Source organism: Pseudoalteromonas sp. APC 3250, from assembly GCF_030407915.1.
Classification (GTDB): domain Bacteria; phylum Pseudomonadota; class Gammaproteobacteria; order Enterobacterales; family Alteromonadaceae; genus Pseudoalteromonas; species Pseudoalteromonas tetraodonis.
The window spans coordinates 39,182-55,190 of the sequence record NZ_JASDCM010000023.1; the positions used below are offsets into that span (position 1 = coordinate 39,182).

Below are 16,009 nucleotides of genomic sequence, written 5' to 3' on the forward strand. Positions count from 1 at the left end.
ACAGGGCTTCACAGCTCAATGTAGAGTATAAAATAAGGCGCTTTTAAAGCGCCTTATTTATTGGGTATTAATTGAAGCAAACCCCGTTATATGGCAAAATCCCCTTCTTAATTTGTGTGTATTTAATAACAGCACAATCAATGTCATGGGAAATCCCGATACAATGAACATGAATGCCCAGTTTTTCATTTTAAAGCAACAAGATGAGTCATTAGCTAAAGCCGATGATCACTTTGCTTTAGCAGCTCAAATAGCTGGGCAACAGTATCGGCTTGGTCAACGCGTATTTATTTTTGTAGATAGCGAAGAAACCGCCAACAGCATTGACGAAACTATTTGGACATTTGATGCCGACAGTTTTGTACCTCACAATTTACAAGGCGAAGGCCCAAAAGGCGGCGCACCTGTAGAAATAGGCACAACACCACCCGTTGGTAATCGTAAAGTATTAATTAACTTGGCCAATCACTTACCGGATTTTATTCGTCGGTTTAACCAAGTTTTTGATTTTGTACCCGTAGAGCCCGTAGCCAAACAAGCCGCTCGTGAGCGCTTTAAAAAACTACGCCAACTCGGTGCCAATATCACCACGCAAGATATTAATCGCTAACGCTCACTGCGTACAAAGCTAACTAACTCATTTAAGTACTTATTTAAGGTTCTGTGTAATGGATAAAACCTACAATCCGCAAGATATTGAACAGTCTCTCTATCAAGACTGGGAACAAAAAGGCTACTTTAAGCCATCTGGCCAAGGCACCCCATATTCAATTATGATCCCGCCGCCAAATGTCACGGGTAGCTTACACATGGGCCACGCTTTCCAAGATACTATCATGGATACCTTAACGCGCTTTAAACGTATGCAAGGTAACAATACGTTGTGGCAAGTAGGTACTGACCACGCAGGTATTGCCACACAAATGCTAGTAGAGCGTAAGCTTGCGGCAGAAGAAGGTAAAACACGCCACGATTTAGGCCGTGATGCATTCATCGATAAAATTTGGGAATGGAAAAACGAGTCTGGTGGCACGATTACAAAACAACTTCGTCGCCTTGGTGCTTCTGTTGATTGGGACCGTGAACGCTTTACCATGGACGATGGCCTATCAGAAGCTGTTAAAGAAGTATTTGTACGCCTTCATAAAGAAAACCTAATTTACCGTGGTAAACGCCTAGTAAACTGGGATCCAAAATTACACACTGCGATTTCTGATCTTGAAGTTGAAAACAAAGACAAGCAAGGTCACATGTGGAACTTACGTTACCCACTTGCTGATGGTGTAACGACACAAGACGGTAAAGACTACATTGTTGTTGCAACCACGCGCCCAGAAACCATGCTGGGTGACTCAGGTGTTGCAGTAAACCCAGATGACGAGCGCTATCAAGACCTAATCGGTAAAGAGATTTTACTACCGATTGTTAATCGTCGTATTAAAATTGTTGCCGATGAACATGCCGATAAAGACAAAGGTACAGGCTGTGTAAAAATCACCCCTGCGCACGACTTTAACGATAACGAAGTAGGTAAACGTCATCAAATGCCGATGATTAATATCTTCGATAAAGACGCGGCTATTTTAACTCAAGGTGAAACCTACACCTTTGATGGTAAAGAACTTGAATTTGACGCGCCTATTCCTGAGCGCCTGCATGGCCTTGACCGTTTTGACGCACGAAAAGCCATTGTTGCTGAATTTGAAGAGCTCGGCCTACTTGAAAAAATTGAAGACCACGGCTTAACCGTTCCTTACGGTGACCGCTCTGGTGTGGTTATTGAACCACTGCTTACTGACCAATGGTATGTGCGTGTAGCTCCTCTTGCAGAGCCTGCAAAAGAGGCTGTTAAAAATGGCGACATTCAGTTTGTACCTAAGCAATATGAAAACATGTACTTTTCGTGGATGAATGACGTACAAGATTGGTGTATTTCACGTCAGCTTTGGTGGGGTCACCGTATTCCAGCTTGGTACGACAGCGAAGGTAACGTATACGTAGGCCGTGATGAAGCGGAAGTTCGCCGCGATAACAACATTGCAGATAGCGTAGCACTTAGCCAAGACGAAGACGTTCTTGATACCTGGTTTTCATCTGCACTTTGGACATTCTCAACTCAAGGTTGGCCAGAGAATACTGATGACTTAAAAACCTTCCACCCGTCTGACGTGTTGGTAACCGGTTTTGATATTATTTTCTTCTGGGTTGCGCGTATGATCATGATGACGCTTCACTTTATAAAAGATGAAAATGGCAAATCACAAGTTCCCTTTAAAACAGTTTATGTAACTGGTTTAATACGTGACGATAACGGCGATAAAATGTCTAAGTCAAAAGGTAACGTACTTGACCCACTAGACATGATTGATGGCATTGGCCTTGAAGACTTAGTACAAAAGCGTACTGGTAACATGATGCAGCCTAAACTTGCCGCTAAAATTGAAAAAGATACCCGCAAAGTATTTGCAAACGGTATTGAAGCACACGGTACCGACGCACTACGCTTTACTTTAGCTGCCATGGCATCAACCGGTCGTGATATCAACTGGGATATGAACCGTCTTGAAGGTTACCGTAACTTCTGTAATAAATTGTGGAACGCAAGCCGTTACGTATTAATGAACACAGAAGAGCAAGACTGTGGCTTTAACGACAATGAAAAACAGTACTCGTTAGCTGATCGTTGGATTTTAGGCCAATATGAAGCAACGGTTAAAACCTACACCGAGCACCTTGATAACTACCGTTTTGATTTAGCGGCGAACACGCTGTACGAATTCACCTGGAACCAGTTCTGTGATTGGTACTTAGAGCTAACGAAGCCGGTATTATTTAAAGGCAATGAAGCACAGCAGCGCGGTACACGTCATACCCTTATTACCGTACTTGAAAGCTTATTACGCTTAATGCACCCAATGATGCCTTACATCACTGAAACGATTTGGCAACGTGTTGCACCACTTGCTGGCCTTGAAACAGCGGGTACCAGTATTATGGTTCAGGGCTTCCCTGTTTATAACCAAGCCAATGTTGATGCACAAGCAATGGACGATTTAGAGTGGGTTAAGCAATTCATTTTAGCGATTCGTAATATTCGTGGTGAAATGGATATCAGCCCAAGTAAACCACTTAGCGTTTTACTGGCTAACGCATCAAGCGATGATGTACGCCGTATAAACGAGAATGAATCATTTTTAGCGTCATTAGCTAAGCTTGAAGCGTTTACCCTGCTTGAAAACAAAGACGATGCTCCAGCGTGTGCGACCTCTTATGTTGGCAATCTTGAGATTATGATCCCAATGGCGGGCTTAATTGACGTTGAAGCCGAGCTTGCACGTATTAACAAGCAACTTGAAAAAGCAGAAAAAGGGCTAGCCCAAGTGCAAAAAAAACTCGCTAACGAAAAGTTTGTTAACAACGCACCTGAAGCAGTACTGGCTAAAGAAAATGCTAAGCTAGCTGAATTTACCGATGCTAAAACTAAGCTACTTGAGCAAAAAACGAAGATTGAAAGCTTATAATTAAACCGTTACGGATGGCTTATGCTATTCGTAAACATTTAATTTATAAGTATAAAAAAAGCCGCTTACTTCATTTGAACTAAGCGGCTTTTTTATGTCTAGGCTCTAGGCTCTAGGCTCTAGGCAGAATTAGAACGTGTAGTTATACTGAGCACCAATAAGTACGGCATGACCTTTTGATTCAAAAGACCATTGCTGAGGTAGCGTTTCGCTTTCTACTTTTTCAGTGAACTTTTGCGTTTTACCACGTAATACACTCACACCCAAATCAACATTTGAGTTTTGATCAATCGCGTAGTTACCACCGAACGAGAACCAGAAACGGTCTGTATCAGGAATAGAAATTGATAAATGCTGTTGTGACACTGGCGACTCATCAAACGCAAAGCCGGCACGTAGCATTAAGTTTTCGCTGTATTGGTAATCAGCACCGATTGAATAGCGCATTGCATCAGAAAAGTCTTCTGTTTTTTCAAAGGCGCTGAACTTATCGCCTGTAGGCGCAGTAACTTGCGCTTCTAATGAGTCAAAGCTGCTCCAACCTGTCCATAATACGCTGTAGTGAACGCCTAGTTTCTCGTCTAACTGATGAGAGCCTGAGAACTCAGCAATTGCTGGTAATGTAATTTCAACAGAGCCCGGTAATTCAAGCTGTCCGTTTAATCCACCAGGAATAAATGAAGGTAATTCATTCGAGTATTCACCTTCAAAAGTAATATCTGTTTCTGTACGGTAGTTAAAACCAAAGCGGCTATTTTCATCTAGCTGATACATTAAGCCAACGTTTAAGCCGTAACCCATATCATCACCTTCAAGGTGAACAGCATCAGCACTTGCAGGAATAGAAGCAATAGCAGGGTTTACAGGAGGTACTACACCAAACTTACGGATAATCTTCGCTTCTGCATAAATTGCATTCAAACCAATACCAAAGCTAAACTGCTCTGATACTTTATAAGCAACACTTGCGTTCATGTTTACAGTAACAATTTCAGTTTCACCGGCAATTTGGCCAGCTGCGTAATCATCGTTAAACTCAGTAGCAAGGCCAAAGTTAGAAAAAGCACCAAACCCAACCGATACTTTATCGTTTACTGGCATAGTGAAATAACCTGCTGGAATAATCGCGCTTGGTGCAATGCTGTCATCATCTAGTACGCTGTTATCCAAACCGTAAGCATTACCTGTGCCTTTAAGGCTCACATCAGGAATGACAGCCATAGCTGCAACACTAAGTTGCTTCTCTTTAAACAACGTCATTAATGCTGGGTTACGTGCAACCACAGACGCATCGTCTGCTACAGATGCTTCACCTGCGTATGCACGACCTAAACCAGATACGTTTTGCTCAGCAAGCTGAAAAGCCGCTGCAAAAGTATCAGCTGAAACAAATGCCAGCGATGCCGCAATAAGAGTTTTAGTAAATTTCATTGTTGTGTCCTTAGCCAAACTTACTGTTTGGATAGCTATGTGTGTTGTTATTAGAGTTTCAAACCTGCGTACCCTACCTTAATTTTTTATAAAAAACCTTACTAAAACGTTAAAAAAAGCCAAAAAACACGTTTTTTAACGACAATTTAACAACTATTTAAAACTCATCGGACAAGAAGTGTGGTATTAGAGTATATACTCTAATGAGATTAATTCCTATTTGCATTGACTTAAAATACTTTGCAATTTACACTGCAATTAAAATCACAAAGGGAGAAAACTGTGATCATTTTACTTATTCTTGCTGGGCTTATTTTTTGCGGCATTAGTGTTTATTTCTTTTATAAGGCAAATTATTGCGCGTGTACGCGTGCTGGGAAATGTGACAATCCTGTCAATCAATATTGGCTCGCAGCCATTGCCATGGCGATTATTTCTTTGGTTTTTTGTTGCTTAGCGCTGCATGTAGAATTAGGCACACTGTTGTGGTTAACGCTGATGGGAAGTTGTTTTTTAGGTGGCTATATTTCTGTTAAAACAAACGAAAAAAGAGGATGTAACGCTAAAGCAGTAAATGCTCTTTTAAAAGCCGAGGCAAATTAATCTTATAATCAGCGGGTTTGACACTTGCCTGTATTTTTATCTCGTTATTATTTAAGCTTAAATCTATATCTTTTGCGGTAACATGGTGGTTATGTTTAGCATTGTAAAAAAGCTTCACTTTAGGTTTGATAGGGTTTGAATGATTGCCCTCTAGCACCAACGCCAAACGCTCATTGGTTAACTTAACAATAGTTCCTACTGGGTGTACACCTAAACACTTAATAAATAACTGTACTAACTCTGTATCAAACAGCTGTTTGTTAGCCAACAAATAGCGAAGCGCATTAATTGGCTCATCACCCTCTTGATGCGGTCTATCTGCTGTCAATGCATCGTATACGTCTACAATCGCAATGATCCGAGCTGGGCGGCTTAATTTGCTTCCATCTACACCTCTTGGATAGCCTGAACCATCAAGACGCTCATGATGATTTACAATCATATCAAGCATTAAAGGCGTAATACCTTTTCCGCCTTTTAACAATCCTAAGCTTTGTGCGACATGCTTTTTTATTGCCGTCATTTCGTTACCTGTGACTTTTCCTGGTTTGGAAAATATCCCTTGCGGTAACTTAGCCTGACCTAAGTCATGCATTAAAGCCCCCATTGCAAGCTCTTGCACAACAGCGCGTTTATAACCTAAGTATTTAGCAAACACCGCTGTAAAAATGGTGCAGTTGATCATATGACGCCAGTTGTAACTGTGCTTATCTTTGATCCGAGTTAAAATAGTCATAGCGTGTTCATTACGAAATACAGAGCTCACTATTTCATTACTTATTTCATTGAGCGCTTCAATATTAAGTGACAAACCTGATGTTAAGTCACCAAAAATACTTTGTAGTTTTCTGTTGTGCGCATCATAACTCACACTGGCTTTTGCAAACTCTTGCTCTAAGCTTATAGCAACCTTTGCCTTAACTGGCTTATCTTGCTTAGCTACAGGAGCTTGTGGTTTTTGTTTTTCTTTGTATTTAGCTGGTACGGCGACATCACTTTTTGTAAAGTCGATGAGAAGCTCAAGCACCCCTTCGGTAATTAAACGCTGAATGATTGATTTATCACGAACCAAACCACTGGTTTTAATTTTTATGCCATCCACACTCTCCTGCTGCTTAGTAACGCTATTTACGTACATGCCTGGAACGAGTTCTGATATAGGTAAGGTGATTAGCATAAAAATGAGGGTTTCTATAATTAATGAATATATACTTTAAATAGCATTATTTAGCTATAAAAGTCTAGCTTTTGAGTTCAGGGTAATAATAAATGATTAACATCAATAATTATACGCACTAGCAAGAATAAATCATAAGCTCAGCAATGAATATACGCCTAAAGGTATAAAATAGATTGCTACATATTTTATTATCGAAAATTAAATAATGTAAGGCAGCGGACTAATTTAAATAATTGTAGGTATTTTGAGGAAGAAACAGGAAATGATACTTTAAACGCAAATGGCGCTCTCGGTAGGGATCGAACCTACAACTTAGCCTCCGGAGGGCCACGTGATATCCATTTCACCACGAGAGCACATTTGTTGCCGCCACATCAACTCGCGATATCAATGCTTTAGCATGCGCAATAATAAAGGCATCTTTGTATAAATGCCAGCATGATTCGTTTACATGTCTATAATTTAAACTAATCACTTCACAAAAGGTAAAAAAAGCGCTATTTGTTTATATTCTATAAAAAAACAGTAACGCTTTAGACACATATTATCTATTATTGTCACTGAACGGAAAGATTAAACACGAGGAAGTAATTATGAAGTTAATGTCAACAGAGCAAGTTGCTGAATTTTTAGGTGTAAAAGCAGAGCGCGTTAAACGCCTTGCTCGAGAAAGCCTATTAATCGCTAAATCAGAAGATGATAACGGCGAAATGCAATTTGACGCTGATGAAGTAGCAAAATACAAAGAGCTTGCGGAACGCTTTGGCGGACTTTAACCCTCCATTAAAGCAATAAGCTCATCCAGTTGCGCGCGCAATACAACAACCTGATTGTTTATAGCGCGTTGCTCATACCAACCTATACATAACAGTAAGTAAACTAACTGATAGCAATTGAGTTTATGCATAGATAAATAAAATTGTTCTGATAGGGTGTGCGTTTTGTAATTGTTAAGCAGAGCCTGCTTGCCTGAAGCATCTAATTTAAAACTAACCGCTAACGCAGCAAGATCAAAATACACATCATTTGTTTGAGCATACTCAAAATCGATTAAATAAACGCCTTGCGGGTTTACCACGATATTTTCTTTGACTAAGTCGTTATGGCAAAAGCCGCTATCTACGGGCATGTTGGCTATACTTTTTAATGTTTTGCTTATGAGCTTTTCATACTGTTTAAACACAAATAAATGCTGATAGGCTTGCAATTCCAAAGCTATATTCATTGCCTCATTATTAGTTGTATACGCATGTAGCTTAACAAGTTTAGTCAGTAGCGGCATCGCCAAATAAGACTGCGCGACGTCGCCATCAATATAGTTAAAAGCTGCGCGCTTATTTTGCTTATCAAGCCAGATGGGAGCAGAGCAAACTTGTTGTTTACTGAGCTCATATTGGGCATGTAACCCTACTTGTGGCCAATACGCTTTATAACACTTTAATAAATAAGCTTGGCTGTCAGTACGGATCAAAAAGTTATCGTTGCTTAAACCGTTAACCAAATACTCTGTTGAGGTTATTGTGCTCGGTACTAAAAACGCGCTACAAATATTAACTAACTGAGAATGCTGATTCATAGATTAAAGTTGCGCCATGGGCTTGGCTTGGCTTTGCTCGTATTCTTCGTACCACGTTTTAAATCCCCATGCTGCCATAACGGTATAAAATACAAATAAAACAAGGGTTGGGTAATAGCCTTTTTCATAGTACAAATACATAGAGGCCGCATCAATGACTATCCAATAGAGCCAATTTTCTAGTACTTTTTTAGCTACCAGATACGTAGTAACCACAGCAAAGCAAGTTGTGAAACTATCAAGATACGCAAAATCTGCATGCGTATAGTTTTGCATTACATAGCCAATTGCTAATGACACTAATGTAGTCAGTACAATTAAAATAATATGTCGGTTTACCGGCCAGGATGTAATTAGTCGCTGCGCTTGATTAGCCTTGCCTTTGCGCCACACGACCCAACCAAACACCGCCATATACATATAATAAAAGTTTAGTAACGACTCCATTAGCAGCGCGCCATTCCAATACATAATGGTATAAATAAGCGTACTAAAAAAAGCCGCAGGCCAGCACCATAAGTTCTCTTTAATGGCCAGTAATAAATACGCCATCGACAAAGCAACCGCAATATATTCCCAATGCGACATAGCAGTAAAACCACTGAGTATTTGCGTTACAAAATCCATCATTATAAAACGACCGTGTTTGTTAAGGGGTTATTCGGGAGATAAATCGCCCGAAATAAATTTACACACAAATATAGCTTTACCAAATTGCTCATATGAATGTTTAATTTCTGTGCTGATCACTTGCATAACTAGGTCATAATCACCAAATATTTGGGTCGACATCGTATTAGTGATCACTTTGAGTTCTTCGTAGGCATTAACTCTGTCGATAAAGCCTTTAATAAAAGGAATGTAATCTTGGTGGAGCGGGTATTTACTGATCTCTACTGATAATTTCATTTCAAACTCACCTTTTTAATTATTTGATTTCAACTAATCATTCAACGCAACTTAAATACAGTGTAAAATTACACTAACACTCAATTTAAATGAGCTCATTATGGCACGCAGAATTACCTACACTTTTAAAAATCAACCGCGCGAAATTAACTTCGCCAAAGATAAATACCACGATATGTATCAGGCTATTGCGGCTGCCGAAGGTATCGATTTAACTAACTACTTAAACATGGTACGCCAAATTGAAATGACCTCTAAAGGGTCATCGGCTGTGCGTAACTTTCGTGATCAAGAATTTGCTCGCATGGGCTTTAGCGATATTTACTTTATAAAAGAGTAACGATACCGATTAAGTGAGCATCACGATCATTCTAGCAATGTAAACTTAATGGGTATTTTTAAAATAAATATTAGCGCTGGTACTCATAACTTACGCGCGGTGTAATATTACACAATAACTCGTAAGATATAGTATCAGCACATTGTGCAATTTCTTCTACCGGCAACTCAGGGCCCCACATTACTACCTCATCGCCGACTTTGATGCCATCAGCATTTTCACCAATATCAACACTGATCATATCCATAGAGATGTTGCCAGCAATACCATAACGTTTGCCAGCAATCACTACAGGGGTACCATGTTTAGCATGACGCGGATAACCATCACCATAGCCCATAGCAACCACTGCAAGCTTAGTTGGCTGAGTACTTTGCCAACTGCCACCATAACCAACACCTTGCGCAGCATCAACATCGCGAATTGCAATGACCTTAGTGGTTAAGCGCATCACCGGCTTAAGCTGATGATCTTTGCCTGAAGTGTTAAGCATTGGTGATACACCATACATCATCAAGCCTGGACGCACCCACTCGCCATGACCGGCAGGCCAAGCAATAATACCGGCCGAATTTGCTAAACAATGTGCTTGTTGTTTGCCTTGCACTAATGAATCAAACAAAGCAATTTGCTCAGCTGTTTTGGGATCATTAATATCATCGGCACTGGAAAAGTGAGTCATTAAATTGATTGTATCTTTAGCGTTATTAGTCGCTTGCAAGCGCTGATAAAAATCATTCAATTGCGTTGGTGCAACCCCTAAACGATGCATACCCGTATTGATTTTTAACCAGCAACTGATTGGTGCATCGAGCTTTGCATTTTCAAGTGCTCTGAGCTGGTTTTCATCATGGATTATGGTTTGAAAGTTATTGGCTAATAAAATCGGCAAGTCATCTTGATGGAAAAAACCTTCCAACAACACAATAGGCTTGGTCAGCCCGCCTGCTCGCAGTGCGAGCGCTTCATCTATTCGTGCCACTGCAAATGCGTCGGCATCATTAAGGTGCTGCGCTATTTTTACTAAACCATGGCCATAAGCATTGGCTTTTAATACCGCCATAACTTTACTGTTAGGCGCAAACTGTCGCACTTGCGCTAAATTATGAGCAAGTGCTTGTAAATTAATTTCGGCAATAGCTAAGCGCATTAGTAATCATCATCTACAGCAGGCCCCGCGTAATTATCAAAGCGAGAGAATTGACCTTGGAAGGTTAGGCGCACTTTACCAATCGGACCGTTACGCTGTTTACCGATGATAATTTCTGCAACACCTTTATCAGTACTGTCTTCGTTGTATACTTCGTCACGATAAATAAACATGATTAAATCGGCATCTTGCTCAATAGAGCCCGACTCACGCAAATCTGAGTTAATTGGGCGTTTATCAGCACGTTGCTCTAAGGTACGGTTAAGCTGCGATAGTGCAACAACCGGACACTGTAATTCTTTTGCTAATGCTTTAAGTGAACGTGAAATTTCGGCAATTTCTAAGGTACGATTATCTGACAAGCTAGGTACGCGCATTAATTGTAGGTAATCGACCATGATCATACTAATACCACCATGATCGCGGGCAATACGACGTGCACGTGAACGTACATCAGTGGGTGTTAAGCCTGAGGCGTCATCAACATACATTTTGCCTTTTTCCATGAGTAACCCCATGGTTGATGAAAGGCGCGCCCAGTCATCGTCATCTAGCTGACCAGTACGTACTTTGGTTTGGTTAATTCGGCCAAGGGACGCCAGCATCCTCATCATAATTTGTTCAGAGGGCATCTCTAGTGAGTAGATAAGTACAGGCTTGTCTTGGGTCATTGCTGCATGCTCAGCAAGGTTCATTGCAAAGGTAGTTTTACCCATCGATGGACGTGCTGCCACAATAATTAAATCTGAGGGCTGCAGACCAGTCGTCATTTTATCTAAATCAGCGTAACCTGTGCTTACACCGGTAACACCATCTTGTGGTGACTGATAAAGCTCTTCTATTTTATCAACGGTTTTTTCAAGTATGTTGTGAATGCTTTGCGGGCCATCACTACTTTTTGTACGTTGCTCAGCAATTTTAAATACTTTGCTCTCAGCAAAGTCGAGTAAATCGTGACTTGTGCGCCCTTCTGGGTTAAAGCCTGCCTCAGCAATTTCATTGGCAACACCAATCATTTCACGCACAACTGCACGTTCGCGTACAATGCTAGCGTAAGCATCAATATTAGCAGCACTTGGGGTGTTTTTAGCTATTTCGGCTAAATACGCAAAGCCACCAATCCCTGAAAGCTGATTATTTTTTTCTAAACTTTCAGAAATAGTAATTAAATCAATCGGATCGCCAATTTCAGCCAGTGCTGTCATTGCCTCAAAAATAAGCTTATGGGTACGGGTATAAAAGTCCTGTGACACAACAAGTTCAGCTACGCGATCAAATGCTTGATTATCAAGCATTAAACCACCTAAAACAGATTGTTCAGCTTCTATTGAATGGGGAGGAACTTTAAGAGTGTCGACTTGCTTATCTGGTTTGGCCATAACTTCACAGTACTAAAATTGAATGGCTCTATTCTATCGACTTGGCGGGGCTGTGCAAATAGCAAAGCAGGAAATCTTTCCTGCTTTTTGTAACTTAAAATAAAATGGATGATTATTGACGCTTAAGTCCAATCGTCCCACTTATGGTATTCATTTCTACACTGGCATCGGTGCCATTAGTATTAAACTTAATTCCACTTGCTGGGCCATATTTGGCTTTTTGCACTTGGTCGCTCGTTAGCTGGTTGTCAATTTTACCGCCGGCATGGGCTTGCACTTCAAATTGTGCCGATAAATCAGCTGGAAAGTAAAACTCAGCATTGCCACTTACAGATTCAAAACTTACATCAGCATCACTTAAAAGGCGATTAATACGCACTTCAACTTCGCCATTTACAGTGCTTATTTGTAACTCTTTGATTGCATCGAAGGTAAGATTGATATCACCGTTTACGTTTTCTAAGCGAATATCATTGGCAGTCGAGTTTGATTTTATATTCCCATTAACCGCATTAAAACGAACTTCTCCGTTAGATTGCTGATCATCAATTGCGCCATTTACAGTTTCAAATTGCACTTTACCACTGAGGTTTTTTGCGTTGATGTCACCGTTAACACTAGTAAGCTTAATATCGCCGTTAAGATCATTTACTGTAATGGCGCCATTGACTACATCAATTTCAGTGCCTCTTTTTAACTCTTTTGCAGTTACTGAAGCGTTAACCCCAACATACTCCAGCGCACTGCTTTGCGGCATGAAAATAGTTAGCGTTGAGCCATTATTGTTATTATCCCAGTTTGAAAGATCAGGCATTTTTACAATAAACTGAGTTTTATTACCTTGTGTTTTAAGAGTGTAGCCTTGTGCTTTATCATCAAGCTCGCCGCTCACTTTAAATTGATTTTTCTCCCAGCCCATAATATTTACATTGCCGCGCTGATTTTCTATATGAATAACGCCACCGTTTGGTACTTCAATTTGTTGTTCTATTTTTTCACCGGCAAATACAGCCATTGGTAATAAAGCGATTCCAAGTATTATTGCTTTCATTTATTTCTCCTAGATTTGTTGCCAACGCGGTGCATGCACCTTGTTAATTAAGTCGAGTTGTTGTTGATATACTTGCGCTAACATAGACAGTAGCGCCTTATTTTGTGGTTCATTTTCAAGTGTTTGCTTTATAGCCTGCTCAGCATCTTCAAGTTCTTGTAGCTGCACTTGCCAGTTATCTGTTAGTGCCGCTTGGCTTTGGTATTGAACAAGTAAACTTTGTTTTTGCTTAGTAAAAAAATCACTCATCGCCACAGCGGTATTTGTCTCTGGAGATGTAAAAAACACCATAGTGCTAACCAAAGCAGCCACACAACATGCCGCAATAGCAGTTAGCTTCGGCCAAACGACACTCTTAACTGTACTTGCCTGCTTATTAGTCATTATGGCGCGCTCAATCCCATCCCAGAGCTCTTTATCGGGTGTTATATTTTTATTTAATTGTGTTAGCGACTCATTTAAGTAGTCATCAAAATTTGTTTTACTCATTTTCGTACCACTGTTTTAATAATTGCCTTGCACGATGATATTGCGCCTTACTTGAGCCTACAGCCATGCCTAGCAAGGTTGCTATTTCTTCATGCCTATAACCTTCAACGGCATACAGTACAAATACCATTCTTGCGCGCTCAGGCAGCCTAACGATTAATTTATCTAAGCCATTTAAGCCATTGCAGTCATTTGCAGATTGCTCATCCATACCGCTTTGTTCAAAGCTAATAACTTTATTAAGCCAATGTTTTTGCTTACGCACATAGCTAATAGCAATATTACTGGTGACACTGTAAAGCCAGGTAGAAAATTGCGAACGCCCATCAAATTGCGCTATTTTGTGCCATACCTGTACAAATACTTCTTGGGTTGCATCTTGCGCATGCCCCTCATCGGCTATTAGCCTCAGGCATAAGCCATAAACTTTTGCTTTATGCATGTCATAGAGCGCTTTATAGGCTAACTGGTCGCCGTTTTTAACTTGATCAATAAGCATTTGCTGCACTTGATCAGTTATTGGCTGATTAGCGTCCATTAACATCGCAAATTTTTCCTGTTTATAATTATGTAATTGCAATTTAACTTATTAGACGTGAGAAGAAATAGAAAGGTTTAAATGAAATAGAAAATATTTGTAGAAAATGAAGCTTTATTTTAGAAAAGTGTTTGATTTAATCCACAGCAAACAATTTATTGTTTTGAATTACAAATTTTAGATACAAAAAAACCGTGCAAAGCACGGTTTTTTTTAACTTAATTTTAAAAATTAAGCTTCAGCAATAACGATTACTTTAATAGTAGCTGTTACGTCTGAGTGTACTGCGATTGCAACGTCAAATTCGCCAGTCTCACGGATAGTACCTAGAGGTAAACGAACTTCTGATTTAGCAACTTCAACACCAACAGCTGAGATAGCGTCAGCGATGTCACGAGTACCGATTGAACCGAATAATTTACCTTCGTCACCAGCTTTAGATACTAATGTAACTTCTGCTAATGCTTCAAGTTTGTCAGCGCGTGCTTGTGCTGCAGTTAACTGTTCAGCGATTTTTGCTTCTAGTTCTGCGCGACGTGCGTCAAACGTTTCAATGTTTGCTTTAGTTGCAGGAACTGCCTTACCTTGTGGGAAAAGGAAGTTACGTGCGAAGCCAGATTTAACAACAACCTGGTCACCTAGGCCACCTAGGTTAGCGATCTTATCTAGTAGAATAACTTGCATGTTTCTACACCTTTTAAAAACGTGTTAATCCGCTGCTTACTTATGTAAGTCAGTGTATGGAAGAAGGGCTAAGTAGCGAGCACGCTTAATAGCAGTTGCTAGCTGGCGCTGGTATTTAGCGCTAGTACCTGTGATACGGCTAGGTACGATTTTGCCACTTTCTGTAACATAGTTTCTAAGAGTAGCTAGATCTTTGTAATCGATTTGTTGTACGCCTTCCGCTTTAAAGCGGCAGAACTTACGACGTCTGAAATAACGTGCCATGAGATTAATTCCTCAAATAATTCTTTCTATATGCTGAGCATGCAAAACCAATTGGCTAAGGCCGTTACGACCTTCGTGGCGATTTAAAAAACCACTCACTTGCAATGCCTGCCCAACGTGCAAATGTTGAGTCTGTTGTTGCATTTGCTTACCACTGGCAACCACCTGAAGCCTCACATAACTATTACGGTTAAGATCTGCTTCAACTTGCATTGATTTATGTTCTACAACAAAAATACAATGCGGTATGCCCGCGGGGCTTTGGCTAAACTTGGGTGTTTTACAAACAACCCCCGATATAACCAGCTGATTCGTATATGGGCTAACCATTATAGTAACTGCTGACTACGTGCCATGCTAGGACTCAAAACAATTAAGCAGCTGGTGCTTCTTTCTTCTCTTCTCTTACAAGAGGAGACGCTTCAGTTACAGCGTTTTTAGTACGCATAACTAAGTTACGAAGCACTGCATCGTTGTAGCGGAAAGTAGTTTCTAGCTCGCTGATTACTTCAGTTGGTGCTTCAACGTTCATAAGAACATAATGAGCTTTATGAAGCTTGTTGATTGGGTAAGCCAGTTGACGACGGCCCCAGTCTTCAAGACGGTGGATAGTACCACCTGCTTCAGTGATAGAACCAGTATAACGTTCGATCATACCAGATACTTGCTCACTCTGATCAGGGTGAACCATGAATACGATTTCGTAATGACGCATGGATATTCCTTACGGTTAATAGAGCCTTCTACCGTTTCGGCCGGTCGGTTTAAGGCAAGGAATTAATAGTTTAAAAGCCGAAATGAGCGCGCATTTTACGCTTAGTAGGATAATTAAGCAAGCAGGTTTTTAAGCTTTAATAGATAAGCGTTAAAGGGTTCGGGGTTCGGGGTTCGGGG

Annotated in this window: 19 protein-coding genes and 1 tRNA gene; 5 read left to right on the forward strand and 15 right to left on the reverse strand. The window is 40.4% G+C overall.

The window, feature by feature from the left end:
* Positions 1–163: 163 nt before the first annotated feature.
* Both QL986_RS17290 and QL986_RS17295 read left to right on the forward strand, forming a co-directional pair.
* Positions 164–610, forward strand: a complete 447-nt coding sequence (locus tag QL986_RS17290) for a DNA polymerase III subunit chi (RefSeq protein WP_013464165.1) — start codon at positions 164–166, stop codon at positions 608–610.
* Between the two features lie 58 nt (positions 611–668).
* Positions 669–3,521, forward strand: coding sequence for a valine--tRNA ligase (locus tag QL986_RS17295; protein WP_290191757.1), 2,853 nt, complete (start codon positions 669–671; stop codon positions 3,519–3,521).
* Positions 3,522–3,650: 129 nt separating this feature from the next.
* On the opposite strand, the gene QL986_RS17300 is transcribed toward QL986_RS17295, so the two are convergent.
* Positions 3,651–4,952, reverse strand: a complete 1,302-nt coding sequence (locus tag QL986_RS17300; protein ID WP_290191758.1) for an outer membrane protein transport protein — start codon at positions 4,950–4,952, stop codon at positions 3,651–3,653.
* A 282-nt stretch (positions 4,953–5,234) separates the two neighbouring features.
* On the opposite strand from QL986_RS17300, the gene QL986_RS17305 reads away from it, so the two are divergent.
* Entirely contained in the window at positions 5,235–5,555 is a 321-nt protein-coding gene (locus QL986_RS17305; protein ID WP_290191759.1) for a hypothetical protein, read from the forward strand.
* Here QL986_RS17305 and QL986_RS17310 read toward each other — a convergent pair.
* A complete protein-coding gene (locus QL986_RS17310; RefSeq protein WP_290191760.1) occupies positions 5,515–6,732 on the reverse strand; it encodes an HD domain-containing phosphohydrolase in 1,218 nt (405 codons plus the stop codon). The two genes, QL986_RS17305 and QL986_RS17310, sit on opposite strands and share 41 nt — an antisense overlap.
* Before the next feature lie 284 nt (positions 6,733–7,016).
* A tRNA-Arg gene (locus tag QL986_RS17315) sits at positions 7,017–7,091 on the reverse strand.
* A gap of 237 nt (positions 7,092–7,328) precedes the next feature.
* Between QL986_RS17315 and QL986_RS17320 the strand changes: the two genes are divergently transcribed.
* On the forward strand, positions 7,329–7,511 hold the full coding sequence (locus tag QL986_RS17320; RefSeq protein WP_008110377.1) for a hypothetical protein: 183 nt from the start codon (positions 7,329–7,331) through the stop codon (positions 7,509–7,511).
* Here the strand turns inward: QL986_RS17320 and QL986_RS17325 are convergent.
* Genes QL986_RS17325 through QL986_RS17335 form a run of 3 tightly spaced genes read right to left on the reverse strand, consistent with a single transcriptional unit; the run spans position 7,508 to position 9,220 of the window.
* Positions 7,508–8,311 (reverse strand): phosphotransferase, encoded by an 804-nt coding sequence (locus QL986_RS17325; RefSeq protein WP_290191761.1) that lies wholly within the window; start codon positions 8,309–8,311, stop codon positions 7,508–7,510. The genes QL986_RS17320 and QL986_RS17325 overlap by 4 nt on opposite strands.
* A 3-nt stretch (positions 8,312–8,314) precedes the next feature.
* Positions 8,315–8,938, reverse strand: coding sequence for a nicotinamide riboside transporter PnuC (pnuC, locus tag QL986_RS17330; protein WP_013464158.1), 624 nt, complete (start codon positions 8,936–8,938; stop codon positions 8,315–8,317).
* 30 nt (positions 8,939–8,968) lie between these two features.
* Positions 8,969–9,220 (reverse strand): hypothetical protein, encoded by a 252-nt coding sequence (locus tag QL986_RS17335; protein ID WP_008110382.1) that lies wholly within the window; start codon positions 9,218–9,220, stop codon positions 8,969–8,971.
* Positions 9,221–9,320: 100 nt separating this feature from the next.
* Here QL986_RS17335 and QL986_RS17340 point away from each other — a divergent pair, with 100 nt between their 5' ends.
* A complete protein-coding gene (locus tag QL986_RS17340; RefSeq protein ID WP_004588463.1) occupies positions 9,321–9,560 on the forward strand; it encodes a DUF2960 domain-containing protein in 240 nt (79 codons plus the stop codon).
* Between the two features lie 70 nt (positions 9,561–9,630).
* Here the strand turns inward: QL986_RS17340 and alr are convergent, their stop codons facing one another.
* From alr to rpsF, 9 genes are all read right to left on the reverse strand, one after another.
* Complete coding sequence (alr, locus tag QL986_RS17345) at positions 9,631–10,710, reverse strand: alanine racemase (protein ID WP_138765006.1); 1,080 nt, start codon at positions 10,708–10,710, stop codon at positions 9,631–9,633.
* The gene (gene dnaB / locus QL986_RS17350) at positions 10,710–12,089 is read right to left on the reverse strand and encodes a replicative DNA helicase (RefSeq protein ID WP_016900130.1); all 1,380 of its coding nucleotides are present in this window, start codon (positions 12,087–12,089) and stop codon (positions 10,710–10,712) included. The genes alr and dnaB overlap by 1 nt, the downstream gene beginning before the upstream one ends.
* A gap of 112 nt (positions 12,090–12,201) precedes the next feature.
* Positions 12,202–13,140 (reverse strand): DUF4097 family beta strand repeat-containing protein, encoded by a 939-nt coding sequence (locus QL986_RS17355; protein ID WP_024601519.1) that lies wholly within the window; start codon positions 13,138–13,140, stop codon positions 12,202–12,204.
* Between the two features lie 9 nt (positions 13,141–13,149).
* Positions 13,150–13,629 carry a hypothetical protein gene (locus QL986_RS17360; protein WP_016900128.1) on the reverse strand — a complete coding sequence of 160 codons (480 nt, stop codon included), beginning with the start codon at positions 13,627–13,629 and terminating at the stop codon, positions 13,150–13,152.
* Positions 13,622–14,173: an RNA polymerase sigma factor gene (locus tag QL986_RS17365; RefSeq protein WP_016900127.1), complete on the reverse strand. Its 552-nt coding sequence runs from the start codon at positions 14,171–14,173 to the stop codon at positions 13,622–13,624. Before QL986_RS17365 ends, QL986_RS17360 begins: the two co-directional genes overlap by 8 nt.
* A gap of 225 nt (positions 14,174–14,398) precedes the next feature.
* Positions 14,399–14,851 carry a 50S ribosomal protein L9 gene (rplI, locus tag QL986_RS17370; RefSeq protein ID WP_008110407.1) on the reverse strand — a complete coding sequence of 151 codons (453 nt, stop codon included), beginning with the start codon at positions 14,849–14,851 and terminating at the stop codon, positions 14,399–14,401.
* A gap of 36 nt (positions 14,852–14,887) precedes the next feature.
* A complete protein-coding gene (rpsR, locus tag QL986_RS17375; protein ID WP_002962753.1) occupies positions 14,888–15,115 on the reverse strand; it encodes a 30S ribosomal protein S18 in 228 nt (75 codons plus the stop codon).
* A 12-nt stretch (positions 15,116–15,127) separates the two neighbouring features.
* A complete protein-coding gene (gene priB, locus QL986_RS17380; protein ID WP_008466122.1) occupies positions 15,128–15,445 on the reverse strand; it encodes a primosomal replication protein N in 318 nt (105 codons plus the stop codon).
* A 43-nt stretch (positions 15,446–15,488) separates the two neighbouring features.
* Entirely contained in the window at positions 15,489–15,830 is a 342-nt protein-coding gene (gene rpsF, locus QL986_RS17385; protein ID WP_008110420.1) for a 30S ribosomal protein S6, read from the reverse strand.
* Positions 15,831–16,009 lie beyond the last annotated feature (179 nt).